This window comes from Amycolatopsis sp. lyj-108 (assembly GCF_046549005.1).
Taxonomy (GTDB): domain Bacteria; phylum Actinomycetota; class Actinomycetes; order Mycobacteriales; family Pseudonocardiaceae; genus Amycolatopsis.
In genome coordinates this window covers 297,159-323,197 of the sequence record NZ_JAJPWQ010000008.1, presented here as the reverse complement: position 1 = coordinate 323,197, position 26,039 = coordinate 297,159, and the positions used below count along the sequence as shown (strand labels likewise).

25 protein-coding genes and 1 pseudogene are annotated in these 26,039 nt (G+C 69.5%); 19 read left to right on the top strand and 7 right to left on the bottom strand.

Annotated elements, in window-relative coordinates:
- Positions 1-44: 44 nt before the first annotated feature.
- The 6 genes from ACLJO0_RS28480 to ACLJO0_RS28455 all read left to right on the top strand — a co-directional run bounded on the left by ACLJO0_RS28480 (position 45) and on the right by ACLJO0_RS28455 (position 6,501).
- Entirely contained in the window at positions 45-3,179 is a 3,135-nt protein-coding gene (locus ACLJO0_RS28480; protein ID WP_410581646.1) for a nitrate- and nitrite sensing domain-containing protein, read from the top strand.
- A 20-nt stretch (positions 3,180-3,199) separates the two neighbouring features.
- Positions 3,200-3,658 carry a roadblock/LC7 domain-containing protein gene (locus tag ACLJO0_RS28475; RefSeq protein ID WP_085939650.1) on the top strand — a complete coding sequence of 153 codons (459 nt, stop codon included), beginning with the start codon at positions 3,200-3,202 and terminating at the stop codon, positions 3,656-3,658.
- A 25-nt stretch (positions 3,659-3,683) separates the two neighbouring features.
- A complete protein-coding gene (locus ACLJO0_RS28470; RefSeq protein WP_125782102.1) occupies positions 3,684-4,469 on the top strand; it encodes a DUF742 domain-containing protein in 786 nt (261 codons plus the stop codon).
- Positions 4,450-5,058 carry a GTP-binding protein gene (locus tag ACLJO0_RS28465; RefSeq protein ID WP_125782100.1) on the top strand — a complete coding sequence of 203 codons (609 nt, stop codon included), beginning with the start codon at positions 4,450-4,452 and terminating at the stop codon, positions 5,056-5,058. Before ACLJO0_RS28470 ends, ACLJO0_RS28465 begins: the two co-directional genes overlap by 20 nt.
- A gap of 429 nt (positions 5,059-5,487) precedes the next feature.
- Positions 5,488-5,910: a roadblock/LC7 domain-containing protein gene (locus tag ACLJO0_RS28460; protein ID WP_020631857.1), complete on the top strand. Its 423-nt coding sequence runs from the start codon at positions 5,488-5,490 to the stop codon at positions 5,908-5,910.
- A gap of 6 nt (positions 5,911-5,916) precedes the next feature.
- Positions 5,917-6,501, top strand: coding sequence for a DUF742 domain-containing protein (locus ACLJO0_RS28455; RefSeq protein WP_410581644.1), 585 nt, complete (start codon positions 5,917-5,919; stop codon positions 6,499-6,501).
- A 481-nt stretch (positions 6,502-6,982) separates the two neighbouring features.
- Here the strand turns inward: ACLJO0_RS28455 and ACLJO0_RS28450 are convergent, their stop codons facing one another.
- Positions 6,983-9,226 carry a helicase-associated domain-containing protein gene (locus ACLJO0_RS28450; RefSeq protein ID WP_410581642.1) on the bottom strand — a complete coding sequence of 748 codons (2,244 nt, stop codon included), beginning with the start codon at positions 9,224-9,226 and terminating at the stop codon, positions 6,983-6,985.
- Between the two features lie 93 nt (positions 9,227-9,319).
- Between ACLJO0_RS28450 and ACLJO0_RS28445 the strand changes: the two genes are divergently transcribed.
- From ACLJO0_RS28445 to ACLJO0_RS28425, 5 genes and pseudogenes are all read left to right on the top strand, one after another.
- Positions 9,320-9,502 carry a hypothetical protein gene (locus tag ACLJO0_RS28445; RefSeq protein ID WP_007033389.1) on the top strand — a complete coding sequence of 61 codons (183 nt, stop codon included), beginning with the start codon at positions 9,320-9,322 and terminating at the stop codon, positions 9,500-9,502.
- 101 nt (positions 9,503-9,603) lie between these two features.
- The gene (locus tag ACLJO0_RS28440) at positions 9,604-10,998 is read left to right on the top strand and encodes an NAD-dependent malic enzyme (protein WP_410581641.1); all 1,395 of its coding nucleotides are present in this window, start codon (positions 9,604-9,606) and stop codon (positions 10,996-10,998) included.
- Positions 10,999-11,139: 141 nt separating this feature from the next.
- The gene (locus ACLJO0_RS28435; RefSeq protein WP_410581640.1) at positions 11,140-12,687 is read left to right on the top strand and encodes an alpha/beta hydrolase; all 1,548 of its coding nucleotides are present in this window, start codon (positions 11,140-11,142) and stop codon (positions 12,685-12,687) included.
- A 17-nt stretch (positions 12,688-12,704) separates the two neighbouring features.
- Positions 12,705-13,175, top strand: coding sequence for a cyclic pyranopterin monophosphate synthase MoaC (gene moaC / locus ACLJO0_RS28430; protein ID WP_396563245.1), 471 nt, complete (start codon positions 12,705-12,707; stop codon positions 13,173-13,175).
- Positions 13,172-14,088: pseudogene (locus ACLJO0_RS28425) on the top strand (molybdenum cofactor biosynthesis protein MoaE). Before moaC ends, ACLJO0_RS28425 begins: the two are co-directional and overlap by 4 nt.
- A 207-nt stretch (positions 14,089-14,295) precedes the next feature.
- Here ACLJO0_RS28425 and ACLJO0_RS28420 read toward each other — a convergent pair.
- The 4 genes from ACLJO0_RS28420 to moaA form a co-directional block, all read right to left on the bottom strand.
- Positions 14,296-14,931 (bottom strand): transglycosylase family protein, encoded by a 636-nt coding sequence (locus ACLJO0_RS28420; RefSeq protein ID WP_125791375.1) that lies wholly within the window; start codon positions 14,929-14,931, stop codon positions 14,296-14,298.
- 456 nt (positions 14,932-15,387) lie between these two features.
- The gene (locus ACLJO0_RS28415) at positions 15,388-16,239 is read right to left on the bottom strand and encodes a phosphatidylinositol-specific phospholipase C/glycerophosphodiester phosphodiesterase family protein (RefSeq protein ID WP_410581639.1); all 852 of its coding nucleotides are present in this window, start codon (positions 16,237-16,239) and stop codon (positions 15,388-15,390) included.
- A gap of 125 nt (positions 16,240-16,364) precedes the next feature.
- Positions 16,365-16,619: a MoaD/ThiS family protein gene (locus ACLJO0_RS28410; RefSeq protein WP_185926969.1), complete on the bottom strand. Its 255-nt coding sequence runs from the start codon at positions 16,617-16,619 to the stop codon at positions 16,365-16,367.
- Between the two features lies 1 nt (position 16,620).
- A complete protein-coding gene (gene moaA / locus ACLJO0_RS28405; RefSeq protein ID WP_199748724.1) occupies positions 16,621-17,685 on the bottom strand; it encodes a GTP 3',8-cyclase MoaA in 1,065 nt (354 codons plus the stop codon).
- A 78-nt stretch (positions 17,686-17,763) separates the two neighbouring features.
- On the opposite strand from moaA, the gene ACLJO0_RS28400 reads away from it, so the two are divergent.
- From ACLJO0_RS28400 to ACLJO0_RS28370, 7 genes are all read left to right on the top strand, one after another.
- Positions 17,764-18,237, top strand: a complete 474-nt coding sequence (locus ACLJO0_RS28400; protein ID WP_410581637.1) for a MarR family winged helix-turn-helix transcriptional regulator — start codon at positions 17,764-17,766, stop codon at positions 18,235-18,237.
- Between the two features lie 33 nt (positions 18,238-18,270).
- Positions 18,271-18,675 (top strand): TOBE domain-containing protein, encoded by a 405-nt coding sequence (locus ACLJO0_RS28395; protein ID WP_410581635.1) that lies wholly within the window; start codon positions 18,271-18,273, stop codon positions 18,673-18,675.
- Positions 18,672-19,433, top strand: coding sequence for a molybdate ABC transporter substrate-binding protein (gene modA, locus ACLJO0_RS28390; protein ID WP_410581634.1), 762 nt, complete (start codon positions 18,672-18,674; stop codon positions 19,431-19,433). The genes ACLJO0_RS28395 and modA overlap by 4 nt, the downstream gene beginning before the upstream one ends.
- 85 nt (positions 19,434-19,518) lie before the next feature.
- Complete coding sequence (locus ACLJO0_RS28385) at positions 19,519-20,286, top strand: ABC transporter permease (protein WP_396563434.1); 768 nt, start codon at positions 19,519-19,521, stop codon at positions 20,284-20,286.
- Positions 20,283-21,350 (top strand): sulfate/molybdate ABC transporter ATP-binding protein, encoded by a 1,068-nt coding sequence (locus ACLJO0_RS28380; protein WP_410581633.1) that lies wholly within the window; start codon positions 20,283-20,285, stop codon positions 21,348-21,350. The genes ACLJO0_RS28385 and ACLJO0_RS28380 overlap by 4 nt, the downstream gene beginning before the upstream one ends.
- 10 nt (positions 21,351-21,360) lie before the next feature.
- On the top strand, positions 21,361-22,155 hold the full coding sequence (locus tag ACLJO0_RS28375) for an HAD-IIA family hydrolase (protein ID WP_125782068.1): 795 nt from the start codon (positions 21,361-21,363) through the stop codon (positions 22,153-22,155).
- Positions 22,156-22,192: 37 nt separating this feature from the next.
- Positions 22,193-23,008, top strand: coding sequence for a metallophosphoesterase family protein (locus ACLJO0_RS28370; protein ID WP_410581631.1), 816 nt, complete (start codon positions 22,193-22,195; stop codon positions 23,006-23,008).
- Positions 23,009-23,095: 87 nt separating this feature from the next.
- On the opposite strand, the gene ACLJO0_RS28365 is transcribed toward ACLJO0_RS28370, so the two are convergent.
- Positions 23,096-23,470 (bottom strand): YccF domain-containing protein, encoded by a 375-nt coding sequence (locus ACLJO0_RS28365; protein ID WP_410581630.1) that lies wholly within the window; start codon positions 23,468-23,470, stop codon positions 23,096-23,098.
- Entirely contained in the window at positions 23,470-24,231 is a 762-nt protein-coding gene (locus tag ACLJO0_RS28360) for a PhzF family phenazine biosynthesis protein (protein ID WP_410581628.1), read from the bottom strand. The genes ACLJO0_RS28365 and ACLJO0_RS28360 overlap by 1 nt, the downstream gene beginning before the upstream one ends.
- A 133-nt stretch (positions 24,232-24,364) precedes the next feature.
- Here ACLJO0_RS28360 and ACLJO0_RS28355 point away from each other — a divergent pair, with 133 nt between their 5' ends.
- Entirely contained in the window at positions 24,365-26,023 is a 1,659-nt protein-coding gene (locus ACLJO0_RS28355; protein WP_410581627.1) for an AMP-binding protein, read from the top strand.
- Positions 26,024-26,039 lie beyond the last annotated feature (16 nt).

The following is a 26,039-nucleotide window of genomic DNA, read 5'->3' as shown; positions in this document are numbered from 1 at the left end:
GGATAGTGGTCTCCGACAACCGACCCAGACAGCAGCAGTACGGCATGTCCAAAATGGGCTTTCCCGGCCCGGATGAAGATGATGGTGGTGCGGCGGTGCCGAACGAAGACACCGCGGGGGTGGGAGGGGCCCCTGCGCGGGATACCGGAGACGGTCCTGGCGGGAAGGCCGGGTCGTTCCTGGGCCTGCGTAACTGGCGTCTGCGATCGAAGCTCGCGGCCGTTCTGATCATCCCGACGCTGACCGCGCTCGCGCTCGGCACGCTGCGCGTGATCGACGACAGCGGCGAGGCGGCGAGGTTCCAGGACACGGCCGACCAGGTCGCGTTCGCCGACAAGATCACGCTCGTGGTGCACGAGCTGCAGAGCGAACGCGCGCTCGCCGTCGCCAAGATCGCCTCCGGTGACCCGTCGCGCCAAGCCGGTCTCGACGCGCAGATCTCCAAGGTCGACCGCGCGGTCGACGATCTGCGGGCTTCGGCGAACCAGATCAACCCGGACGATCAGGACACGAGGGACCGTTATTCGCGTGGTCTGCAGCGGCTCGACGCCCTGCGCCCGCTGCGCGGCGCGATGAACACCTCGCTGCTGGGCGACACCCCGGTCCTCATCGCCTACTCCGGCATCCTCGACTCGCTGGTCCAGCTCGGCCGCGAGGTGACGACCGCGGTGGCGAACCGCGACGTGCTCCGGCTCGGCGTGACCGTGCAGGCCGTCAGTGAGAGCAAGGAGTTCATCGCCCGCGGTGACGCGGCGCTGCTGATCGCCTCCTTCCGCTCCTCGTTCCCCGGCGACCTGTTCGACCAGGCGCGGTCGGCGGTCGCGAGCGGTGACGCCTCGACGGCGGCCTTCCTCGCCAACGCCAGCCCCGAACAGCGGCAGCTCTACTCGGACACCTTCTCCGGCCCCGAGGTCGACGACCGCCGCCGGATCACCACGATGGCGTTCTCGCTGCACCAGCAGAACGAGCCGCCGTCGATCGACAACGTCGCGCTCGGCAACGACAGCCGGGTCGCGCTGGACAAACTGCGCGCGGTCGAGACCAATCTCCTCGGCCAGCTGCGGGCACAGGCCGACGAACTGGCGACCGACGCGATCAACTCGGCCTGGATCGGCGGCGCGATCGTGCTGCTGGCCCTGCTCGCGGCGCTGTTCCTGATGCTCGTCATCGCCAGGCTGATGCTGCGCCCGCTGCGGATCCTGCGGAAGACCGCGCTCGACGTCGCGTACACACGACTGCCGGAAACCGTGCAAGCGATCCTCGACGACCCGGACCCGGTCAACGCCTCGAAGCGGTCGGTCGAGCCGGTGCCGGTCACCTCGCGTGACGAGATCGGTGAAGTGGCGCGGTCCTTCGACGTCGTCCACGCGCAGGCCGTCAAGATGGCCGCCGAGCAGGCCCTCCTGCGAGAGAACGTCAACGGCATCTTCGTGAACCTGTCCCGCCGGTCGCAGCGGCTGGTGGAACGTCAGCTCGGCGTGATCGACCGGCTCGAGGCCGACGAGCAGGACCCGGACCACCTGGCCAGCCTGTTCGAGCTCGACCACCTCGCCACGCGGCTGCGCCGCAACGGTGAAAGCCTCCTGGTGCTCTCGGGCGCCGGTCTCGCGAAGTCGGTGCCCAAGCCGGTGCCCGCCGCCGACGTCATCGGCGCCGCGGTCTCGGAGATCGAGCAGTACGCCCGGATCGAGATCGGGATCGTCCCCGAGGTCGCCGTCCAGGGCCTGACGATCCACGACCTCGTGCACGTGCTCGCGGAACTGCTGGACAACGCCACCTACTTCTCCGAGCCGGAGACGAAGGTGACCGTCCGCGCGGTGATCACCCGCAAGAAGGCCCTCGCCATCCAGGTCACCGACCACGGTGTCGGCATGACCGAGGAGCGGCTCGCCGAGGTCAACCAGCGCCTGGCCGACCCGCCGGACCTGGACGTCTCGGTGACCCGGCGGATGGGCCTGTACGTGGTCGCGCGCCTGGCGCGCCGCCACGGCATCGAGGTCCGGCTGCGGGAGAACGAGGACATCGAGGGCGGCGTGATCGCGCGGGTCGTCGTGCCCGCCGAACTGCTCACGCAGATGCGCCCCGGCGTGCGGACCCCGCCGCCGTCGAACCGCTCGGAAACGTCGATGCCTTCGATGCCGTCGGTGTCCGAGATGTCGACGTCGCTGCCGAACATCTCCGCTTCCGACCGCGGCCTGGAGATGACCCCGCCGCCGCCGTCGAAGCCGCCGGCTTCGCAACCGATCGCGCAGCAGGGCGGGCTCGTCCCGCTCGACCAGCCGATCAGCCTCGACGACCTGGTCGCGGGCAAGAACGCGGCCGGACCGTTCCTCAGCCCGGCGGTCCCCGCCGAGGAGACCCCGGCGTGGCCGACGGCGGACGACATCTCGCCGCAGAACGGCGACGGCGCCTCCAGCGGCACCGAGACCCAGTTCTCGTCGCTGGTGCTGCCGAAGCGGGAGCCGAAGTACAACCCGGTCGAAACGCCGAACAGGGCAGTGGGGTTCTCGGAGTCTTCGGCTTCCGAGCGGTCTTCGGACGAAGGCAAGTCCGCGCTCGACGACGACGTGCCCACCCGGCGGCTGCCGATCTACCAGTCGGTGCTGTCCCGTTGGTTCAGCGAAGGCGACGAGGCAGGCGCCGACTCCCCGACCACCTACACGGAGCCGGTCGAGTCCGCCCTGCCCGAGCAGACCCGCGACACCGCCGCCGACACGGTGGAACCCGACGACGGGGACACTGGCGACACTCCCGAAGAGGCATTGCCCACTCGGACCCCTCGGACTGTTCCGCCGGAGACCGCGCTCGGAGACAATGGCTGGCGCAGCGCGTCGGACGACGGCTGGCAGGCGGCGCAGGTCCTGTACGAAGACCGGAACGACGAGATCACCCCGGCGGGCCTGCCCAAACGGGTGCCGAACCAGTACCTCGTCCCCGGCTCGATCGGCGGGAACGAGCCGAAGAAGGAAGACTCGTTCGCCGACAAGACCTCCGGAATGCCGGGAACGGGTGCGATCGCCCGCTCGGCGACTGCGGCGAGGAGTCGGATGGCAAGCTTCCAGCAGGGCTACAAGTCGGGACGGCACGCGTTGAAGGATCGTCCGATCGACGCGCTGGATGACAACGGCGTTCCGGTGACCGGCGGAGGTTCCTCCGCCGATGACAGCAGTAAGGAGTGACAGTGACACGGGCGGGTGCGATGCAGCCGGGTGGTCCGGCGCAGCCTGGCGGCCAGGCGCAGGGTAAAGGACACACGAGCAGCTTTGCCTGGCTGATCACGGATTTCGTGCACCGGGTCCCGGGCGCGGCGCATGCCGTGGTGGTGTCGGCGGACGGTTTGCTGCTGGCCTCTTCGAAGGGACTTCCCAAGGACAGGGCCGATCAGCTGGCCGCGGTCGCGTCGGGGCTCACGAGCCTGGCGCGCGGTGCGGCGAAGGTGTTCGAAGGCGGCACGGTCGCGCAGACGGTGGTCGAGATGGCCAACGGCTTCCTCTTCCTGATGTCGGTGTCCGACGGGTCCTGTCTGGCGGTCCTCGGATCGCCGGAGAGTGACATCGGCCTGGTCGTCTACGAGATGACCTTGCTGGTGGAACGGGTGGGGCAACAGCTGACACCGGAGATGCGCGCGCAGCTGCAGGGCGCGTCGGTCCGCCGCTGAGCGACCGGGAACCGAGGAGAATGCCGTGGACGACGGGCGCTTGAGGGGCGATGGCCGGCTCGGTGACGACTTCTCCGGCGGGTGGTCGGAACGTGACGACGGCCGGGAGGACTGGACGTCCTTCCGGGACCGGGTCGACCGCGAATGGCGATCGCGACGGGCACAGGGGTCGGACAACGACCCCGTGTCCCCGGACGAGGCCTCCCGCTGGCTGACCGATTCGAACGCGGGACAGGGACCCGCCGATTTCAGCGTCACGGACTACCGGGAACGCCTGCTCGGCGGACCCGGGGCCGAACTGTTCGGTGGTGGCAGCGGTCCGCTCTACGATTCCGGCGAGTTCGCCAAGTTCTCCTTCGACAAGGAGGAGGAACGCCGGGCGGCCGCGGCCGCCGCGGATCCGCTCGCCGCGGCACTGCCGCAGCAGGCACAGAACGAATACGTCGACGAGCAGTACACCACCGACGTCGAATCATCCGGCCTGGTCCGGCCGTACTTCCGCACGCGGGGACGGACCAAGCCGACGTACGACCTTGCCATCGAGGCGTTGATCTCGACCAGTGAACAGGGACGTGTGCTCGACCGGGTACGCGTCCCCGAACACCGGTCGATCTGCGACCTTTGCCTGGACACCCGGTCCGTCGCCGAAGTCGCGGCGCTGTTGCGCCTGCCGCTCGGCGTGGTCCGGGTGCTGATCGGAGACGTGGCCGGCCTCGGCCTGGTCCTGGTGCACACTGCCAGCCAGAACGTTGGTGACCGGCCCAGTATCGAGTTCATGGAGAGGGTGCTCAGTGGGCTTCGGAGAATTTGACTCCGACGCGAATGCGCCGCAGGTGGCCGGGCCGACGTCGTCGGCCAAGATCGTGGTCGCTGGCGGATTCGGCTCGGGGAAGACCACGCTGGTCGGAGCGGTTTCGGAGATCGATCCGCTGACCACCGAGGCCATGATGACCGAGGCCAGTACCGGCGTCGACGACAATTCGGCCACCCCGAACAAGTCGACGACGACCGTGGCCATGGACTTCGGCCGGATTTCGCTGGACTCGGATCTGGTGCTGTACGTGTTCGGTACGCCGGGCCAGCACCGGTTCTGGTTCATGTGGGACGACCTCGCGGTCGGCGCCATCGGTGCCGTCGTGCTGGTCGACACGCGACGGCTCGCCGACGCGTTCCCGTCGATCGACTTCTTCGAGAACCGGAAGCTGCCGTACGTCGTGGCGATCAACTGCTTCGACCGGCTGCTGCACCACCAGATCGAGGACGTCCGGCACGCGCTGACGATCTCGCCGTCCGTGCCGATCATGGCCTGTGACGCCCGGGAACGTGACTCCGCCAAGCAGGTGTTGATCTCGGTCGTGCAGCACGCCATCGCACACGATTCGGCGTTGCGCGCGGGCTGAAAGGGACGAAACCCCTGAGCGGATGCGGCCGTTGGAGTGAACTCGGCAGGCTTCACCCGCTTCGGGGAGCGGCGCCACCAACCGGAGCGGACGCGGGGCGATCCCTTTCACGCGATCCGGTGCGGTCAGCATTCGATCGGGTGATCGGAACGTCGGTGACCTGCGGGGACACCGATTCACGCCCGGTCGCATCCGGCCACCAAGGGATGACCCACGAATGCGTGGTTCGCCATGGGTCGACGCGGTGAGCGGCTGGACGCTTACGTTCGGTTAACGCCGTCGGCCGGGTGGCGGGCTCGACACGATCGACGGGACGAATACGCTGGGTGGAGGCGTCTTTCGGCCCGCCGGTACCGGGATCGGTGCTGGTCGGGGAGAGTCGCCCGGACCACGCCGCCCAGGTGGTCTTGACGCAGCGAGGAGGGACTTGTGACGGCATCCGGACAGCAGCAGAGCTCGTTCGGCTGGCTCATCACGGATTTCGCGCGCCGGGTTCCCGGTGCCGCGCACGCCGTGCTGGTCTCGGCGGACGGTCTTCTCCTCGCGCCGTCGGAAGGGCTGCCGCAGGAGCGGGCCGAACAGCTGTCCGCGGTCGCCTCCGGGCTGATCAGCCTCACCGCCGGCGCCGCCCGCTGCTTCGACGCGGGCGGGGTCAACCAGACCGTCGTCGAGATGGAACGCGGCTACCTCTTCCTCATGTCGGTCGCCGACGGCTCCTCACTCGCCGTACTGGCCGCGCCGACCTGTGACATCGGCACCGTGGCCTACGAGATGACCCTGCTCGTCGAGCGGGTCGGCCAGCAGATCACGCCCGAGCTGCGCGCGCAGCTGCAGGGCGGCGTACGTGGGTAAGCGCCGATGAAGATCACCGGATTCACCGAACCGGAACCCTCCGGCTGGGACTCCCTCTACCAGGGCACCGAACGCGAGGCCTTCGATTCCCCGAGCCGGTTCGAGCTGAGCTCGATCAGCACGGTCATGCCGCGACGCCCGCCCGCGCCTGCCCCCGCCCCGGCGTCGATGCCTTCGCCCCTTCGCCAATCGCCGCCGCCGCGCGTCACCGCCGACGACGCCGCGCCCGCTTCGGTCTACATGCCGCCGTCGCCGGGCTCGCGGGTCCGGCCCTACACCCGCACCGGCGGACGCACCCGCACCGCGCACGACCTGGCGCTGGAGGCGCTGGTGTCGACCAGCGACGACGGCCGCCGGTACCGCGGCGTGCGGACCCCCGAACACCGGCAGATCTGCGATCTCTGCCTGGACACCCGGTCGATCGCGGAGATCGCCGCGCATCTGCGGCTGCCGCTGGGCGTGGTGAAGGTGATCGTCGGCGACATGGCGGACGCCGGTCTGGTGCTGATCCACCAGACGGAGCTGATCCTCGGCGACTCTTCTTCGCGCGCTTTCATGGAGCGAGTGCTTCAAGGCCTTCGCGCCCTCTGACCCACGCAACTAGTCACCTACTTGCGCTCCGAACAGCACGCAAGTAGGTGACTAGTTGCGTGGGCTTCGCGCTCTCTTTGCGATGTCGGCTCGGGCTCGGCCGCGGGTCGGATGTCCCCAATGTCGCATTGGGGACACTGAGCGTCTCCAATGCGACATTGGGGACCTGGCTCCCGGATCGCCGACTTGCGGCCCGGCAAAGGGAAGTCGATCTGACTACTTTGGGGTGAGCATCAGTCGCTTCGTCGCCGGTGCGATCAGGGCCAGGAAGGACAGCGGCTCCGGCCACTGTCGGCTGATCGAGGATTTCGTGCACGAGATAGCCGTCGAGACGGACTGCTGACGGACATGCGTAAGGCCAGGGTCCCGGTCTGCCCCGGGTGCACCTGGCCTTGCGACTCGCCTGACGTCCGCGACGTCACGCTCCGAACACAGTTCGGATCAGTCGTCGCGGCAAAGCACGTCGTGATCGCGGAGCGCGTCAGTCTTCGACGAGGGCGGCCGACGTGATCCGGTGCAGCGGGTAGCGCTCGTGGTCGGTCCCTTCGAGGACCCCGCCGCCGACCCGCAGCGGCCGCACCACCCGCTGGCTCGCCGTCCCGCGTGAGTCGACGAAGCCGATCCACACCTCGCGGCGCTCCATGGTGGCCTGGGACAGCAGCGCCAGCGTCGCGGACGTGTCCCCGGCGCCGCCTCCCTGTGGCGCGCGCACCGTCTCGCCCCGGCGGCGCGCCGAAGCGGCGTCGCCGGCCCGGACGTGCGCGACGATCTTGCCGACCTGGTCGTCGGTCAGCCCGGCAGGCTCTCCGGGGGCCCGGCGCGCGGCGCGCGCCTTCGCGGGCAGGCGACGTCCGGAAGGCCTGATGTCCATGACGCGTCCGTCGGGACCTTCGGCGGCCGGAGCGAACCCGGCGGCGCGGAGCGCGTCGAGGACTTCGGCGAGTGGGTACGCGCTGATGAGCACTGTCGGCGCGATCATGCGCAAGCCGTACTCCGTCGCGACCGGGCTGCCCATGACCTCGGCGAGCAGCGACGCGTCGTCGCAGCGCAGGAATGATTCGGCGGCCCCGCCGCGCAGCCGCCCGTGCCGCCGGGCGACGTCGTCGATCAGGTAGCTCAGCGATTGGGGCACCGGCGTCGCCGACCGCGTCGTGAACAGCTGGTGCAGTTCGCCCGCGGTCCGCCCGGTGTCGAGCGCGCGCCGCACGGAGGTCTCGGTGATCCGGTAGACGGTCGCGTGCCCGGAGGATTCGATGTCGGCGACGGCGGTCATGTCGGCCGCGAGTTCGGCCTCCAGCGGACCCGGCGCGACCACGGTCAGATCGGCCTGGACCAGGACGTGGTCCACCGGACGCGGCAGTGCGTCGATCATCGCCTCGACCGCTCCCGGCCGGTCCTCGGCCAGCAGCGCCCGGGTCGCCGTGGTGAGCCCGCCGAGCCCGATCAGGCCGAGCGCGGCCCCCTCGGCCATCGTCCAGCGCACGGTCTCGTCCCGCAGCCGCCCGCCCCGCCGCGGCGCGCGCCAGGCGAGCGCGGCGACCAGTTCGTCGGTGCTCTTCACGCCCGCGCCGTCGGGAAGCGCGGCGAGCGCGAGGAGGATCCGCCGTCGTGACGTTGGCGCCAGCGGACGGCGCAGATCCTCCGACAGCGGCGCGATCGGCTTGTCCTTCGCGTCCCGCCCGCCGGCGAGGCCGGGCAGCCGGGGCAGTTCGAGCCAGGCCTGCGCGATCGTCATCCAGCGCTGCGCGGTCGGCGACGCGAGCCATGAATCCGTGAGCGTCGTCGGCACCCATTCCGGCGTGGTCGCTTCGCTGTCGGCCACCAGCCCGGCGCCGACGGCGATCTCCGCCAGCAGGGTCACCCGTGTCTCGTCGACGTCGAGATCCTTGGCGAGCTTCTTCAGTTCGCGGACTCCGAGCCCGCCGGACTTCAGCACCGGCGGCGGCGTTTCCGACCATGCGCGAAGCATGCTTTCGGTCTGGCGCAAGAACTCCATCGCCTCGCCGGCCGCCGTCGCGTCCACTGTGGACGGCTGATGCGGATGCGTGGGGAGCTCCGGTTCGCGCAGCGACGCCGGGTCGAACACCGACCCGCCGCGCAGCGCGATCCCGATCTCACGCGGCAGCTCGACCGTCTGGTCGTCCCGGCGCAGCAGCAGCCCACGGGCGAGCAGGCGCTGGACCGGGTTCCGCGCCCGCTCCAGCGGGACGTCGGCCGACGCGTCGCGGGTGCGGCCGATCGGCGGCCCGGCGGCCAGCGTCGTCAGCAGGGCTCGTTCGTCCTCGCCGACCTCCGCGAGCGCGGCGTCGATGTCCGTTCCGGCGAGCGAGGGCGACGACGACCCGAGCCCGGCGGGGAAGGGGCCGAGCGCGTCACGGGCCGACGGCGGGACGCGCAGCGCGTCGTCCTCACCCCAGACCAGGGCCCGCTTGCGCAACAGCGCCAGCGGCTCGCCGATCTTCGTGCCGACGAGCCGCGCGACCTCGGCCGCGGTGACCGGATCGGTGTCCGCTCCGGCCAGCAGGAGAGCGTCGAGGACGGAGAGAGTGAAGGTGTCGAGGTCTTCGCAAGCACGCGCGACGGAGCCCGGCGTGCCGGCCCGGGTGGCGAGCACGATGGTGTCGGACGGGGGTGGCGTGGACAGGTCGCGACGCGTGCACAGCAGTGCGGCGAGAGCGTCGTCGGACTCCTGGCGCAGCCAGTCCGCCAGGGATGGCGCGGGCATAGACGACCAGGATACCGGGCGGGTGGTGGCCCGCCAGTGGCGTTCGGGCAGACTGTCCCGTGAGAACGGCTTGACCATGCTCTGGAGGACGTTGTGGCGAAGGGCGATAACAAGAAGCGCGCGGGCATCGACCCCACGTGGCCCGGTGAAGACGGGGAGCACCCCGTCACCGAGCTCGCGTCCGATCGGCAGGGCGCGCTGTCCCCGTTCGGCGACGTGACCTTCCCGCTCGAGAGCGTGCCTTACGTGCACCCCGAGACCGAGATCAACCGGTAGAAAAGCTACTCGCCGGTTACCCCTGCGAAGGTCCGTGGCGGTCGTCACGGGAGTAGGTTTTCGATCGACCTATTCGAGCGTTCCTCAGCGGGGGTAGTGCCATGCCGGTTCCCGGTCCCGGATATTCGATCACCGTCCGGGTGGAGGCCCCCGCGTCGTCCACCGCGGCGGGTGACCTGACGACCGCCGTCGGCAGGGTCGGCGGGGTGCTGACCGCGTTCGACGTCGTCGAGTCGCACCCCGAGTCGATCGTCGTCGACATCAGCGCCAACGCCCTGTCGGAGAACCACGCGCAGGACATCACGCAGACCCTGGACTCGCTCCCGGGCGTGCGTGTGCGCAAGGTCTCCGACCGGACGTTCCTGATCCACCTCGGCGGCAAGATCGAGGTCACCCCCAAGGTCGCGCTCCGCAACCGTGACGACCTCTCCCGCGCGTACACGCCGGGCGTCGCCCGCGTCTGCCAGGCGATCGCGGCGAACCCCGAGGACGCGCGCAGCCTGACCATCAAGCGCAACACCGTCGCGGTGCTCACCGACGGCTCCGCGGTGCTGGGCCTCGGCAACATCGGCCCGGCCGCCGCGCTCCCGGTGATGGAGGGCAAGGCGGCGCTGTTCAAGAAGTTCGCCGACGTCGACGCGTGGCCGGTCTGCCTGGACACCCAGGACACCGAAGAGATCATCATGATCGCGAAGGCGCTCGCGCCGGTCTACGCGGGCATCAACCTCGAGGACATCGCCGCGCCGCGCTGCTTCGAGATCGAGAAGCGCCTGCGTGAACAGCTCGACATCCCGGTGTTCCACGACGACCAGCACGGCACCGCGATCGTCGTGGTCGCCGCGCTGCGCAACGCCCTGCGCGTGGTCGGGAAGAACATCGAAGACTGCAAGATCGTCGTCAGCGGCGTCGGCGCGGCGGGCTCGGCGATCATCCGCTTGATCCTCGGCAAGAACCCGGGTGACATCGTGGCCGCCGACATCGACGGCATCGTGCACTCCGCGCGGGGCAACCTCGACGAGAACCTGACCTGGATCGCCGAGCACACGAACAAGGAGCAGCAGGCGGGCACGCTGCACGAGGCGCTCGTCGGCGCCGACGTGTTCATCGGCGTCTCCGCGCCGAACCTGTTCGGGGCCGAGCAGGTCGCGACCATGAAGTCCGACGCCGTCGTGTTCGCGCTGGCCAACCCGGACCCGGAGATCGACCCGCTGGAAGCGCAGAAGCACGCCGCCGTGGTCGCCACCGGCCGCAGCGACTTCCCGAACCAGATCAACAACGTGCTCGCGTTCCCCGGTGTCTTCCGCGGTCTGCTCGACGCGCAGGCGCACCACATCGACGACTCGATGCTCCTCGCGGCCGCCGACGCCATCGCGGACGTCGTGGACAACGGCAAGCTGAACGCTTCGTTCATCGTGCCGAGCGTGTTCGACAGCGCCGTCGCCCCCGCGGTCGCCGAGGCCGTCAAGAAGGCCGCCAAAGCAGCGCGCCCGAAGTGATACCAAATCTCCCTTGCTCCATTCGGAGTCCTCGTCATCACTGAGGCCGACCTCGTGGCCGACCTCAGGGTGACGACTCCGCGCCTGGCCCGCTCATAGGCTCGATTCCGACCAGGAAGTCGATCTTGACGGGGGTTGGGGATGAAGCACTCTGTCCTGAGCAGAATCGGGACACTCACGGCCGCGGCGGTGACCGTGGCGGTACTCGTACCGGCCACGGCGTCCGCCGCGGTTTCGCCGGTGAACTGGGGACCGTGTCCGGAGGACGTGGCCGCGCCGGGCGTCGAATGCGGCACCTTGAAGGTCCCGCTCGACTACCGGAAGCCCGACGGCGCCACCATCGACATCGCCGTGTCGAAACTCGCCAGCACCAAGCCGGCGAAGCGGCGCGGGATCATGCTGACGAATCCGGGCGGGCCCGGCGGTCCGGGGCTGGCCATGCCCGCCGGGCTGAGGACCGCGGGTATGCCGTCGAGCGTGCTCGACGCCTACGACATCATCGGGTTCGATCCGCGCGGGATCGGGCGCAGCACGCCGGTCACCTGCGATCTCAAGCCCGAGCAGCAGGTGAGCAACGTGCCGCCATACGCACGTGACGCGGCGGCGGTGGCCGAGCGGGCGACGTACGTGGCCGGTATCGCGAAGCAGTGCGGTGAGTCGAAGACCGCCGCGAACCTGCCGTACATCACCACGGCCAACACCGCCCGCGACATGGACCGTATCCGGGAAGCCCTCGGCGAGAAGAAGCTCTCGTACTACGGCGTCTCGTACGGCAGCTACCTGGGCGCCGTGTACTCGACGTTGTTCCCGCAGCAGACCGATCGCGTCGTGATCGACAGCGTGACCGGCCCTGGCGGGCTCGATCCGGTCACCTCGCGTCGCCTGGCGGAGGGGTTCGAGGACCGCTTCCCGGACTTCGCGAAATGGGCGGCGGCGCGGCACGCGAGCTACGGGCTGGGCCGCACGCCGCAGCAGGTGACCGCGAAGTTCTACGAACTCGCCGCCAAGCTCGACGGCGGCGCGGTCCCGGGCGTGGACGGCGCGGCGTTCCGGATGGGCACGTTCGGCGCGCTCTACTCGACCAGGTCCTTCCCGGTGCTCGCGCAGCAGTGGCAGGCGTTCGATGGCGAAGGCGTCTCGAAGCAGGCCGCCGAGACGGCGCAGATCGACGTGTCGCAGCTGCTGTCCGGACAGTTGCACGTGGTCTGCAACGACGCGAACTGGCCGGAGGACGTCGCGACCTACCAGCGCAACGTTGCCAAGGACCGGGTGAAGTACCCGATGTTCGGCGCGGCTGGGGCGAACATCTGGGCCTGCGCGTACTGGCCGTCCGAGCAGATCGAGCCGACGGTACGGATCGGCGACCGGGGACCGTCGAACATCCTGATGGTGCAGAACCTGCGTGACCCGGCGACTCCGCTGAGCGGTGCCAAGGAGATGCGCCGCGCACTCGGTGACCGGGCGCGGATCGTGACCGTGGACGAGGGCGGGCACGGCGTCTGGCTGAGTGACGAGAACGCTTGCGGCAACAACGCCGTCAACCGGTTCCTCGTGGAAGGCAAGCGCCCCGCGCGCGACACGGCCTGTGCCGCGGACAAGGGAGGGCTCTTCGCTTCGATGACGCCGGAGCAGCGGCAGGAACGCGAGAAGGCGCTCGACGAGGTTCGCTCGAAGCAGCGGATGTTCTGAGGACTAGCCTGCTTGGCGTGAGTGAACTCAGCCACGTCGACCATACGGGTGCCGCCCGTATGGTCGACGTTTCCGGCAAGACGCCCACCGCCCGCACCGCGCTGGCGGGCGGCACCGTGCACACCACGGCCGAGGTGCTCGGCCTGCTGGCGACGGACGGGCTCCCCAAGGGCGACGCCCTCGCGACCGCCCGGATCGCGGGCATCATGGGCGCGAAGAAGGTGCCCGAGCTGATTCCGCTGTGCCACCAGATCGCGCTGTCCGGGGTGAAGGTCGAGTTCGCCCTCGCCGAGACCGCCGTGCACATCACCGCGACCGCGAAGACGAACGACCGGACCGGCGTCGAGATGGAGGCGCTGACCGCCGTCGCCGTCGCCGGGCTGACCCTGCACGACATGATCAAGGCCGTCGATCCCGCGGCGACCCTCGACGATGTCCGCCTGATCCGCAAGGACGGCGGCAAGACCGGGACCTGGGAGCGGCCGTGAACCGCGTCGCGCGGGTGATCGTGGCGTCGAATCGCGCCGCGAAGGGTGTCTACGAGGACACGACGGGTCCGGTCATCACGGACTGGCTCGCCGCACGCGGCTGGGACGTGCCAGGGCCCGTGGTCGTCGAGGACGGGGAGCCGGTCGGTGAAGCGTTGCGCGCCGCCGTCGCGGCCGGGGTCCAGGTGATCGTGACGACCGGTGGCACCGGCATCTCGCCGACGGACCGCACCCCGGACGTCACCCGCGCCGTCCTCGACTACGAACTCCCCGGCGTCGCGGACGCGATCCGGGCCGCCGGACTGCCCAAGGTGCCCACGGCCGTGCTCTCACGCGGGATCGCCGGCGTCGCCGGCCGGACCTTGGTGGTGAACCTGCCCGGCTCACGCGGCGGCGTGAAGGACGGCCTGGGCGTACTGGACGGGATCCTCGACCACGCCGTCGACCAGCTGGCGGGCGGCGACCACCCACGGGAGGCACAGCAGTGAGCGTTCGGGTCGCACGGACCGCGGTGGTCGACGAGCCGCTTTCGGTCGAGGAACACGCCCGGCTGGTGGACGACGCGGCCGCGGGCGCCGTCGTCACCTTCGGCGGGGTCGTGCGGGACCACGACGGCGGGCGTTCGGTGGAACGGCTCGCCTACGAAGGCCACCCCAGCGCCGCCGACGTGCTCGCGGAGGTCGTCTCGGACCTCTCGGGAAAGTGGACGGGCGTACGCGCGGTCGCTGTCAGTCACCGGCTGGGCGCGCTGGCCATCGGGGACGTCGCACTGGCCTGCGCCGTCGCGGCCGAGCACCGGGGACAGGCCTTCGCTGCCTGTTCGGAGCTGGTCGACGAGGTCAAGGCGCGGCTGCCGGTGTGGAAGCACCAGCACTTCAGTGACGGCAGCGACGAGTGGGTCAACTCGCCGTAAGGGGTGACCGAGCCGCAAGCCGCCGCAATGAAAGGCCCCTTCATTGCACGCCGGCTACGCGGACAGGAGGGGTGCGGGCCTGAGGTGCCGGACCCCGGACACGACAAAGCCCCACCGCCGGGGGAATGGCGCGGTGGGGCCTTGTCAGTCGTGACGTGGCCGCGCGGGGAATCCCGCGGGCATCACGACTTACCGGTGCTCAAGAGCTCACTTGGTGGCGAGCTTCTGGCCGACGACGATGAAGTCGGCGTTCGGCACGTACTCCTTGTTCAGGTCCTGCAGCTTCTGGAAGCCGCCCTGGACGTTGAACTTGGAGGCGATCTTGGACAGCGTGTCGCCGGCCACGACGGTGTAGTCACCCGCCGGGTTGGAGTTCGCGACATTGGCGGCGGCCGGGGCCGGGGCCTGCTGCTTGGTGACCGGAGCGGTCGACTTCTTCGGGGTCACCTTCTTGGTGGCCTTCGGGGCGGTCGACTTGGCCTTGGCGGGGCTGGCGGAGCCGCCCTTCTTGCCACAGTGCGGCCACGCGCCGATGCCCTGGCCCTGGAGGACCCGCTCGGCAACGGCGATCTGCTGCTCGCGCGACGCGTTGTGCGCGCTGCCGGTGCCACCGTAGGCGCGCCAGGTGCTCTGCGAGAACTGCAGACCACCGTAGTAGCCGTTACCGGTGTTGGTGTTCCAGTTGCCGCTGCTCTCGCACTGCGCGATGGCGTCCCAGTTGGTCGCCGACGCGGGGGTCGCGGCGATGGCGAGGGGGGCGCCGACCGCGACGCCCGCAATGGCAACGCGAGCGATGTGACGGGTGGCGGCGGACATCTTGCGGTGCTTGCCTCGGTAAGACATGTGAGTACATCTCGCTTCCTGCGCCTACGAGTCTGTGCTGAGGGAAGGACTCGCGGGTCCTGACCGGCCGTCTCAGGCCGGCTGACTTCACCGGACGCACGCCGCGTCGGTTCTGTCCCCTCGTCCCTGTCCGGAAATGCTTTCGCTCGGGGTTGGGTCCGGGAATCCGTTGGACAGGGCTCGGCGCTACGGGTTCCCGGTGTTGCGTGGTCGGTCGGGGCCAACCGAAAAGCGACGGTACGTAACGAACGGCCTGATCGGAAATTATTCGAGCTGTGACCTACATCACAGTAACAGCACGCAACCCATAACGATTCGGCTGTTCATGCAGGTCAGCGGGCCGTTACCGGACCGTTTCCTGGCCGAGATAATTCACGGATCGTGAGGCTTGCATCACGTGGATTAAGGGCTGACTGGCCCATTCGTGCGCCTTCGCGCGCTATTGGGCCGCGCACTTTAGCGAGACCTCAAGAAGTTCGCCAGCCCTGGCAGGTCGTCCGTATTCAGGTGGTCGACTCCGGCGTCGGCCAGCTCTTTCCAAAGCGCGTCCCGGGCAGGTCCAGCGGTATCCGGCGTCGCCCAAAAGCGCACTCGCTGGCCCGCCGCGTGGGCGCTTTTGACCAGTTCGTGTAGTTTTGCCCGCTCCGCGGCCGGGAAAGTGCCTTCACCGGTCCAGGTGAACAGCCCGGTCCAGGAGTCCGAGACCAGCGGGGTCATCCGGCGGTCCGAGCCGATGCCGAGGTCGTTCTGGTCCTTGATCCGGCCGTCGTAGAAGGCGAACCGGAACTTCTGCCCGAGCATCACGTCCTTGGGCCGCCCGCCGGAGATCACCGCGGTGACGGCTCGCTTCTGTACGTGCCCGAACGCGTACAGAGAGAAGAGGAAGGAGTAGTGCGGGTCGTAGAGCCGCTTTTCCAGCGCCGCGTACGTGCTGTTCGCGTCCCCCTTGACGTCGATCAGCAGCTGGAACTCCTGCCGTTGCCGGTAGACGCCGACACCGTGGTTGGCCAGGACGCGCTTGCGCAGTGGCTCCAGGTAGAGCGACTCCAGCGTGCGGTCCGGGCGGGTGTCGGCGAGATCGTGCGCGACCAGCAACTGCCCGTCCACCAGGAAGATGTCGGCCTCGACGCTGGTGAAGCCCTGATCGAGCGCGTCCTGCAGCGGGCGCGTGTGCTCGTAGTCGTTGTGGCTGTGCGCCTGCGGCAGCGGCCGGACGCCGCGCTCGTGGGCGGAGGCGGGCGCGGTCGCGAGGCTCGTGGCGGCGACCGCGGCGAGCAGCGCGGCGAGGACACGGCGGGGAGTGATCACTGGCGCATCCTCGGCTGCTTCGGCGACCGGCCGGTGAATTCCGGACGGACCGCAGGTCAAAGGCCCCGGAACGGCTCGCGGGGGAGCAAGGGACCTTTGCTCTCGCTTTCCCGCGTTTCCGCAGGTCAGCCGCCCGCGAACGGCGGCAGGACGTCCAGTTCGGCGCCTTCGGTCAGCGGCCGCGTGAGATCCCGCACGGCGACGCCGTCCAGCAGGTATGAGACGGCGTCGAGCAGCTTCGCGAGCTTCTCCGGGTGAAGTTCACGCAGCCGGGCGACGGCGTCGGCGACGCGGGCGCCGTCCGGCAGGGTCACTTTCTCCTCGTCGAGGCCGGTGGCCGCGCGAGCCGAGGCGAAGTACCGCACCACGATGGTCACCATGTCAGCCGCCGATCGCGCTCATCGGCCGGATCGGCTGCGCGAAGCCGGCCTCGTTGATCTCGTGTCCGGCGAGCTTGCCCCACATGGTCGCCCGCCAGGCGTCCGCCACCTCTTCTTCGCGCGCGCCCGCGCGCACGAGGGCGCGGAGGTCGGTCTCGTCGTTGCTGAACAGGCACGAGCGCACCGCGCCGTCCGCGGTCAGCCGGGTGCGCTCGCAGGCAGCGCAGAAGGGGCGGGTCACCGACGCGATCACGCCGACGTCGCCCGGGCCGCCGTCGACCAGCCAGCGTTCGGCGGGCGCCCCGCCACGCGCGGCGGGGAACGGCGACAGCGAGAACTCCTCGCCGAGCATGCCGAGGATCTCCTCGGCGGTGATCATGTCGGCCCGGTTCCAGCCGTGCTGCGCGTCCAGCGGCATCTGCTCGATGAACCGCAGGTGGTAGCCCTCGGCGAGGCAGAACTTCAGCAGCGGCACGGCCTGGTCCTCGTTCAGCCCGCGCATCAGCACCGCGTTGACCTTCACCGGGTCCAGCCCGGCCTCCCTCGCGGCGGCCATGCCGGCGAGCACGTGCGAAAGCCTGTCGCGGCGAGTGATCGTCTCGAACAGCGCGCGGTCGACGGTGTCCAGCGAGACGTTGATCCGGTCCAAGCCGGCGTCCGCGAGCGACTTCGCGCGCTTCGCGAGCCCGATCCCGTTGGTGGTCATGGAAAGCCGCGGCCGCGGTTCGAGTGCCGCGACGCGCTCGACGATCTTCTCCAGCCCCTGGCGCAGCAGCGGTTCGCCGCCGGTGAGCCGGATGTCGGTGACGCCGAGCCGTTCGACGGCGATCCGCAGCAGGAACACGAGTTCGTCGTCGGTCAGCACGTCCGCGCTCGGCATCCATTCCAGCCCCTCGGCGGGCATGCAATAGGTGCAGCGCAGATTGCACTTGTCGGTGAGCGACACCCGCAGGTCGGTCGCGACCCGGCCGAAGGTGTCGATCAGCGCGGGATTGTCCGGCCTGGGCACGGTTGGGCCGCCGCGTGTACCGGGGACACGGGGAAACCCGAGATCGACTGCTGTCATTGTCACCAGACTAACCCCGAACGGGGCGAAACCGACTGTCTAGAATCCCTTTTCGCATCGAATCGGAAGGGTTTCCGGATGGCGAAATATCCGCTCTCGGCGGAGGAATTGGCCAGGTTCGCCGATCTCGGCAGGGAAGGCGGCACGCTGACCGTCCTCCGGCACGCGCGTATCGCCGAGCGGATGGGCCTGTCGGCCACCGATCACAAGGTGCTCGAGCTCGCCGGCCAGGCGCCGGGACCGTTGACAGCAGGCAGGATCGCCGAGCTGACCGGGTTGTCGACGGGTGCTGTGACCGGCGTCATGGACAGGCTCGAAAAAGCGGGCCTCGCCCGCCGCGTCCGTGACACCGTCGACCGCCGGAAAGTCCTGATAGAGGTCGTTCCGGACGCGCTGGAGCGGCACGCGCCGCTCTTCGAATCCGCGTACACGAACATGAAGAACGTCCTCGAACAGTTCTCCCCCGAGGAACGGAAAGTGCTCGAACGTTTCCAGAGCGCGTTGCTCGATGGCCTCCGCGACGAACTCCCCGGCAATTCCTCGCCCGCATAGCTTTTCCGCATCTGCGGAAGTAACCTGCCAGACATGCCGCAATTCCGGTTGTCTGAAGCCGCTCGCCTGCTCGGTGTCAGCGATGACACCGTCCGCCGCTGGGTGCGCGCGGGCCAGTTGACCGCGTTCGACGACTCGGCGGGCCGCAAGGTCGTCGACGGCGCCGAACTCGCCGCGTTCGCCAAGGCGCAGGCCGAACAGCCCGAGGATCCTTCGAGCGTCGGCCGCTCCGCGCGGAACCGGTTCGTCGGGCTCGTCACCGAAGTGCTCACGGACAAGGTGATGGCGCAGGTGGAGCTGCAGTGCGGCCCGCATCGCGTGGTCTCGCTGATGAGCGCCGAGGCCGTCCGCGAACTCGGCCTGCGGCCGGGGGTGCTCGCGGTCGCCGTCGTCAAGGCGACCACCGTCGTGATCGAAACCCCGGAAGGAACCCGATGAGGAAGCTCGCGCCCGTCCTGGCCGCGCTGGCGCTGGCCGCGACGGCCTGTGGTTCGGACGGGCCCGTCACCGCGACCGTCGAGTCGAGGACGCTCACCGTGTTCGCGGCGGCGTCGCTGACCGAGTCGTTCGGGGTTCTGGGCAAGCGGTTCGAGGCACAGAACTCCGGGGTGACCGTGAAGTTCAGCTTCGAGGGCTCCTCGGCGCTGGTCCAGAAGCTGACCCAGGGCGCGAAGGCCGACGTCTTCGCGTCCGCGGACCAGGCCAATATGGACAAGGCCGCCAAGGGCGACGTGATCGACGGGCAGCCGTCGGTGTTCGCCACCAACCGGCTCGCCATCGCGGTCGGGAAGGGCAATCCCAAGGGCATCAAGGGCCTGGCGGATCTCGCGAAGGACGGGCTGACCGTGGTCGTCTGCGCGCCGCAGGTGCCGTGCGGGTCGGCGGCGAAGAAGGTCCAGCAGACGTCCGGGGTCACGCTCAAGCCGTCGAGCGAGGAGCAGGACGTCAAGTCCGTGCTCGCGAAGGTGCGGTCGGGCGACGCCGACGCCGGGCTCGTCTACGTCACCGACGCGACCTCGGCGGCCGCGAACGTGGACAAAGTGGACTTCCCGGAAGCCGCGGGCGCGATCAACGACTACCCGATCGCGGTGGTGAAGGACGCTCCGCAGGCTCAGCTCGCCGGGCTGTTCAGGGACTTCGTCCTCGGCGAGGAAGGCAAGAAGGAGCTCGCGAAGGCCGGTTTTGGCGCGCCCTGACCCCGCAAGTAGTCACCTGCTTGCGGTGGATGCGCGCGCAAGTACCGCAAGACGGCACCGACTTGCGGGAGCCGGGGTGCCGTGGGTGCTGTGGCCGCCGGCGGTGTGCGCGCTGGCGCTGGTGGTGCTGCCGGTCGTCGGCCTGCTGGTGCGCTCGGATCTGAGCCGCTTCCCGAGCCTCATCACCTCGACGTCCTCGCTGAACGCGCTCAAGCTCTCGTTGATCACCGCCGGACTGTCCACTGTGGCCAGTGTGCTGCTCGGGGTCCCGCTCGCCGTGGTGCTCGCGCGCTCGCGGGCGCGCGGCGTGCGCGTGCTGCGCGCGGTGGTGCTGCTGCCGCTGGTCCTGCCGCCGGTGGTCGGCGGCCTGGCGCTGCTGTACCTGTTGGGCCGCAAGGGTTTCCTGGGCATCCTGGTGACCACGCTGACCGGTGAGCAGGTGCCGTTCACCACGGCCGCGGTGGTCATCGCGCAGACGTTCGTCGCGATGCCGTTCCTGGTGGTCAGCCTCGAAGGAGCCCTTCGCGGTGCCGGTGACCGGTACGAAAGGGTCGCGTCGACGCTGGGTGCCAAGCCGTGGACGGTGTTCCGCCGGGTCACGCTGCCGCTGCTGCTGCCCGCACTCGGTTCGGGCATCGTGCTGAGCTTCGCGCGGGCGCTGGGCGAGTTCGGCGCGACGATCACCTTCGCCGGCAGCCTCGAAGGGGTGACCCGGACCCTGCCGCTGGAGGTCTACACGCAGGCAGAGGTCGACGTCGACAGCGCGGTGGCGCTCGCGTTGCTGCTCATCCTGGTCGCCGTCGCGGTGATCGCGCTCGCCAGGCCGCGCGCGCTCGAAGGGGTGCGGTCGTGACCCTTTCGGCGGAGATCGCCCTCCGGCGCGGCGAGTTCACCTTGGACGTCGGTTTCGAAGTCCCCGACGGCGGTGTGCTCGCGCTGCTCGGTCCGAACGGGTCGGGGAAGTCCAGTGTGCTCGGTTGCCTCGCCGGGCTGCTCCGGCCCGATCGCGCGCGGATCACCCTCGACGGCCGCGACCTGGCGGGCCTGCCGCCGCACGCGCGCGGTATCGGCCTGCTTTCCCAGGACGCCCTGCTCTTCCCGCATCTGTCCGCTTTGGACAACGTCGCCTTCGCGCCGCGCTCGACGGGTGCCGGACGCGCCGAGGCGAAGAGGCTCGCGCGGGAGTGGCTGACCGAAGTGGACGCGCTCGAACTGGCCGGACGGCGGCCGGCGCAACTCTCCGGCGGGCAGGCGCAGCGGGTCGCGATCGCGCGGGCACTGGCGGCCGAGCCGGGGCTTCTGCTGCTCGACGAGCCTTTTGCCGCGCTGGACGTCGACGCGGCACCCGCGATCCGAGGCCTGCTCCGGCGGGTGCTGCGCTCCGGACCGCCGACGGTGCTGGTCACCCACGACCCGCTCGACGCGCTGGCGCTGGCCGATCACGTGGCCGTCCTCGGCGACGGCCGGATCGTCGAACGCGGCGAGACCCGCAAGGTGCTCTCCGCGCCGCGCACGGCGTTCACCGCGCGGATCGCCGGGCTCAACCTGGTGCCCGGCATCGCCGCGGAGGGCGGTTTGCGCACGTCAGGCGGGTTGTCGCTGGCCGGGATCCCGGCGGAGGACGTCGTCGTCGACGAGGCGGCCGTCGCCGTGTTCGCCCCCAGCGCCGTCGCGGTGTACCTGCGGGACGGTGAGCACCGGGGCAGCCCGCGCAACACCGTCGAGGGATTCGTCGACGCGCTCGAACCACACGGACCGGTGATCCGCGTCCGGACCCGCGGTGACGACTGGGCGGCGGGCCTCGCCGCCGACCTGACCCCCGCCGCGGTCGCCGAACTGGCGCTCGAACCCGGGACACCGGTCAATCTTTCGGTCAAGGCGGCGTCCGTGGCTGTTCACGCCGTCTCCGATCATTAGGGTGGGACCCATGAACGAGCGCCGTTGGACATACCTCAGCGACATGGATGGCGTGCTGGTCCAGGAGGAGCACCTCGTACCCGGCGCGGACGAGTTCCTCAAGGAACTGCGCGCCAACGACATCGGCTTCCTGGTGCTGACCAACAACTCGATCTACACCCCGCGCGACCTGCGGGCGAGGCTCGAGCGGACCGGTCTCGACATCCCTGAAGAGGCCATCTGGACCTCCGCGCTGGCGACCGCGAAGTTCCTCGCGTCGCAGCGGCCGAACGGTTCGGCGTTCGTGATCGGCGAAGCCGGGCTCACCACGGCGCTGCACGAAGTCGGCTACGTGCTGACCGAACGCGACCCGGATTACGTCGTCCTCGGCGAGACGCGCACGTACAGCTTCAGCGCGATCACCCGCGCGATCAGGCTCATCGAGGGCGGCGCGAAGTTCATCGCCACCAACCCCGACGCCACCGGCCCGAGCATGGAGGGCTCGATGCCCGCCACCGGCTCGGTCGCCGCGCTGATCGAAAAGGCCACCGGCCGCTCGCCGTACTACGTCGGCAAGCCGAACCCGCTGATGATGCGCTCGGCACTGCGGCGGCTCGGCGCGCATTCGGAGTCGACGCTGATGATCGGCGACCGGATGGACACCGACGTCCACTCGGGAATCGAGGCAGGCTTGCAGACGATCCTGGTGCTGACCGGCATCTCTTCGCGGGAGAGCGCCGAGCACTACCCGTACCGGCCGACCAAGATCATCGACTCGATCGCCGATCTGGTCGGGCGCACCGGCGACCCCTTCGCCGAAGGCTGAGCGACACATCCGGATGCGGAGGGCTTATCGTCAGACGATGCACGACGATCAGCCCGCGTCCCCGACCTATGTGGTCGGTGACGTGCACGGACACCGGGACGAGCTTGCCGAGACGCTCCGGGAGAAAGGGCTGCTCGACTCCGACGACGACTGGGCCGGTGGCGAAGCGACCCTCTGGTTCCTCGGCGACTTCGTCGACCGTGGGCCCGACGGCGTCGGCGTGATCGACCTGGTGATGCGGCTCGAAAGGCAGGCCGCCGCGGCGGGCGGGCGCTGCGGGACGCTGCTGGGCAACCACGAGATCCTGCTGCTGGGGATGTACCACTTCGGCGACACGGAGGTGCCGTCCGACTTCGGGCCGCGCAGCTTCGCCCGCAGCTGGGAGATCAACGGCGGACTGCTCGAAGACCAGGACAGGCTCACCCCGCAGCACATCGAATGGCTGAGCTCCCGCCCGATGCTGACGCTGGCCGCGGACCACCTGCTGATGCATTCGGACACGCTCGAGTACCTCGGGTGGGGCGAGAACATCGACGAGATCAACGCGCGTGGCCGCGAGATCCTCCAAGGCAGCGACATCCAGGCCTGGTGGGACGTGTGGCGGCGGATGACCACGCGCTACGCCTTCCGCGGCCCCGAAGGTGCCGACGTCGCGCAACAGCTCATGGACCGGCTCGGCGGCGAACGGATCGTGCACGGGCACAGCGTCATCGCCGACCAGCTCGGCATCCACCCCGCGCAGATCGAGGGGCCGTACCTCTACGCGGGCGGGAAGGCGCTGGGGATCGACGGCGGGTTGTTCGTCGGCGGGCCTTGCCTCATCGTTTCGCTGCCTTGGGAGCCCGAAGACTGAGCCTCACACGTCCCCGAGCGTGCTAAGAAAGGACCTTTCCTTGCGAAATTTGCAAGGAAAGGTCCTTTCATAGCGTTGGCGGAGGGCCTACGGCAGCTCCACGATCTCCTTGCCCAGCGGCATCAGCGAGACCGGGATCATCTTGAAGTTCGCCACGCCAAGCGGGATCCCGATGATCGTGACGCACAGCGCGACCCCGGTCAGCACGTGCCCGATGGCGAGCCAAAGCCCGGCGAAGAGGAACCAGATGACGTTGCCGATCGTCGACGCGGCCCCGGAGTCGCGCCGGTCCACGACGGTGCGGCCGAACGGCCAGAGCGCGTAGGCCGCGATCCGGAACGACGCCAGCCCGAACGGGATGGTGACGATCAGGATGCAGCAGATGACACCGGCGACGATGTAGCCGAGTGCCATCCACAGGCCGCACAGCACGAGCCAGATGACGTTCAGGATCAGGCGCATCAGACGTGCAACTCCCCGCTGGCCACGGTGACCGCCTGCCCCGAAAGCAGGACGCGGTCGCCTTCGAGACTCATCCGCACGATGCCGCCGCGGGCCGAGGCCTGTTCGCCGACGAGCTTGTCCCGGCCGAGGCGAGCGGCCCAGTACGGCGCGAGGACGCAGTGCGCGGAGCCGGTGACGGGGTCTTCGTCGATGCCGACGCCCGGCGCGAAGAACCGGGTGACGAAGTCGATCCCGTCGACGTCGCCCGGGGCGGTGACCATCAGCCGCCCGTTCCAGTGCCCGCGCAGCGCGGCCAGGTCCGGTGCGAGCGAGCGCACCACGGACGCGTCGTCCACCACCGCGAACAGGTTGTGCTTGCTGCGCCCGACGTACTCGAAGGAGACGCCCGGCAGGATCGGCGACAGGTCGTCGTCCGACTCGCGGGGCGGATCGGACGGGAAGTCCATCGACACCCAGCCGTCTTCGGCGCGGCAGCGCAACTCGCCGCTTCTCGTCGTGAAGGTCTGCTCGCCGCCGAGGACGTGCGTGGTCGCCAGCGTCGCGTGCCCGCACAGGTCGACTTCGGTCTCCGGCGTGAACCAGCGAAGCGACTTCGGGCCTTCGTCACCGACCTCGACGAAGGCCGTCTCGGCGTGCTTCAACTCGGCGGCGACCGACTGCATCCAGCCCGCGTCGCCCGGCGAGTCCAGCAGCACGACGCCGGCGGAATTACCGGCGAAGGCTTCGGAGGTGAAGGCGTCGACGATGTAGAGGCGCATGATCCCGACGATATCGGCCACGGCCCGGCCCGGCCTCCGGGTTTCCCCTGAGGTGGTCTCCACTTGCAGGTGGCCGTGGTCACGCCACGTTCTTAGACTCGACGCGTCGATGCCGCCGAACGCAGGAGTCTCCATGCCCGACGCCCCCGCCTTGCCGAGTTACGCATCGGGAATCTCGGACACCCCGCTGCTGGGGGACACCATCGGGGACAACTTCGACCGCACCGTCGCCGCCTTCGGCGACCGGGACGCGCTCGTCGACCGGGCGGCCGGGAAACGCTGGACCTACAACGAACTCGCCGCCGAGGTGAACGCGCTCGCGCTGGGCCTGCTGGACCTCGGGATCGCCAAGGGCGACCGCGTCGGCATCTGGTCGCCGAACCGGTGGGAGTGGACCTGCGTCCAGTACGCCACCGCGAAGATCGGCGCGATCCTGGTCAACATCAACCCGGCGTACCGTTCGCACGAACTCGAGTACGTGCTGAACCAGGCCGGGATCAAGCTCATCGTGGCCGCGAACTCGTTCAAGACCTCGGACTACGCGGGCATGATCGCCGAAGCGGGGCCGAAATGCCCGGCGCTGGAACACGTCGTGCTGCTCGACGGCCCCGCGTGGCCGTCACTGCTGGACATCGGTGCCAAAGCCGATCACGCGCCGCTGGCCAAGCGCCAGAGCGAGCTCTCCGCCGACGACCCCATCAACATCCAGTACACGTCCGGCACCACGGGTTTCCCCAAGGGCGCCACGCTCAGCCATCACAACATCCTCAACAACGGCTACTTCGTCGGCGAACTCTGCAACTACACCGAAGCCGACAAGATCTGCATCCCGGTGCCCTTCTACCACTGCTTCGGCATGGTGATGGGCAATCTCGCGGCGACGAGCCACGGCGCGTGCATGGTCATCCCGGCGCCCGCGTTCGAGCCGAAGGCCACCCTCGAAGCCGTCGCGGCCGAGAAATGCACGTCCCTGTACGGGGTTCCGACGATGTTCATCGCCGAACTGGCCGACCCGGATTTCGCTTCGCACGACCTGTCCTCGCTGCGCACCGGGATCATGGCGGGCTCGCCTTGCCCGGTCGAGGTGATGAAGCAGGTCATCGATCGGATGGGCATGGCGGAGGTGTCGATCTGCTACGGCATGACCGAGACGTCGCCGGTGTCCACGCAGACGCGCGCGGACGATTCGGTGGAGCGGCGGGTGTCGACGGTCGGCCGGGTCGGACCGCATCTGGAGGTCAAGGTCGTCGATCCGGAGACCGGGCTGACCGTGCCGCGCGGCGAACCGGGCGAATTCTGCACCCGCGGCTACTCGGTGATGCTCGGTTACTGGGAGCAGGCCGACAAGACGGCCGAGGCGATCGACGCGGCGCGGTGGATGCACACCGGCGACCTCGCGATCATGGACGCCGACGGGTACGTCAACATCACCGGCCGCATCAAGGACATGGTCATCCGCGGCGGCGAAAATCTGTACCCGCGCGAGATCGAGGAGTTCCTCTACACCCACCCGGACATCCTCGACGCGCAGGTCATCGGCGTCCCGGACGAGAAGTACGGCGAGGAACTGATGGCGTGGGTCCGCATGCGCGAGGGCGCGGAACCGCTGACGGCCGAAGCGGTGCGGGAATTCTGCGAGGGGAAGCTGGCGCGCTACAAGATCCCGCGGTACGTCCATGTCGTCGAGGAGTTCCCGATGACGGTCACCGGAAAGGTGCGCAAGGTCGAGATGCGTGCGGAGTCGATCAGCATCCTCGAGTTGGAAAAGGCGGCCGCCGCGAAGCACGCCTGACATATCGAGGCAACCC

Excerpts from the sequence above, each read along its gene's own strand:
- ACLJO0_RS28410 (WP_185926969.1), bottom strand. The coding sequence starts at position 16,619 with ATGGTGACCATCGTGGTGCGGTACTTCGCCTCGGCTCGCGCGGCCACC.
- ACLJO0_RS28435 (WP_410581640.1), top strand. The coding sequence starts at position 11,140 with ATGAAGCACTCTGTCCTGAGCAGAATCGGGACACTCACGGCCGCGGCG.
- ACLJO0_RS28395 (WP_410581635.1), top strand. The coding sequence starts at position 18,271 with ATGCCGCAATTCCGGTTGTCTGAAGCCGCTCGCCTGCTCGGTGTCAGC.
- ACLJO0_RS28440 (WP_410581641.1), top strand. The coding sequence starts at position 9,604 with ATGCCGGTTCCCGGTCCCGGATATTCGATCACCGTCCGGGTGGAGGCC.
- ACLJO0_RS28455 (WP_410581644.1), top strand. The coding sequence starts at position 5,917 with ATGAAGATCACCGGATTCACCGAACCGGAACCCTCCGGCTGGGACTCC.
- ACLJO0_RS28400 (WP_410581637.1), top strand. The coding sequence starts at position 17,764 with ATGGCGAAATATCCGCTCTCGGCGGAGGAATTGGCCAGGTTCGCCGAT.
- ACLJO0_RS28475 (WP_085939650.1), top strand. The coding sequence starts at position 3,200 with ATGCAGCCGGGTGGTCCGGCGCAGCCTGGCGGCCAGGCGCAGGGTAAA.
- ACLJO0_RS28370 (WP_410581631.1), top strand. The coding sequence starts at position 22,193 with ATGCACGACGATCAGCCCGCGTCCCCGACCTATGTGGTCGGTGACGTG.
- ACLJO0_RS28375 (WP_125782068.1), top strand. The coding sequence starts at position 21,361 with ATGAACGAGCGCCGTTGGACATACCTCAGCGACATGGATGGCGTGCTG.
- ACLJO0_RS28365 (WP_410581630.1), bottom strand. The coding sequence starts at position 23,470 with ATGCGCCTGATCCTGAACGTCATCTGGCTCGTGCTGTGCGGCCTGTGG.
- ACLJO0_RS28420 (WP_125791375.1), bottom strand. The coding sequence starts at position 14,931 with ATGTCTTACCGAGGCAAGCACCGCAAGATGTCCGCCGCCACCCGTCAC.
- modA (WP_410581634.1), top strand. The coding sequence starts at position 18,672 with ATGAGGAAGCTCGCGCCCGTCCTGGCCGCGCTGGCGCTGGCCGCGACG.
- ACLJO0_RS28355 (WP_410581627.1), top strand. The coding sequence starts at position 24,365 with ATGCCCGACGCCCCCGCCTTGCCGAGTTACGCATCGGGAATCTCGGAC.
- ACLJO0_RS28450 (WP_410581642.1), bottom strand. The coding sequence starts at position 9,226 with ATGCCCGCGCCATCCCTGGCGGACTGGCTGCGCCAGGAGTCCGACGAC.
- ACLJO0_RS28480 (WP_410581646.1), top strand. The coding sequence starts at position 45 with ATGTCCAAAATGGGCTTTCCCGGCCCGGATGAAGATGATGGTGGTGCG.
- moaA (WP_199748724.1), bottom strand. The coding sequence starts at position 17,685 with ATGACAGCAGTCGATCTCGGGTTTCCCCGTGTCCCCGGTACACGCGGC.
- ACLJO0_RS28360 (WP_410581628.1), bottom strand. The coding sequence starts at position 24,231 with ATGCGCCTCTACATCGTCGACGCCTTCACCTCCGAAGCCTTCGCCGGT.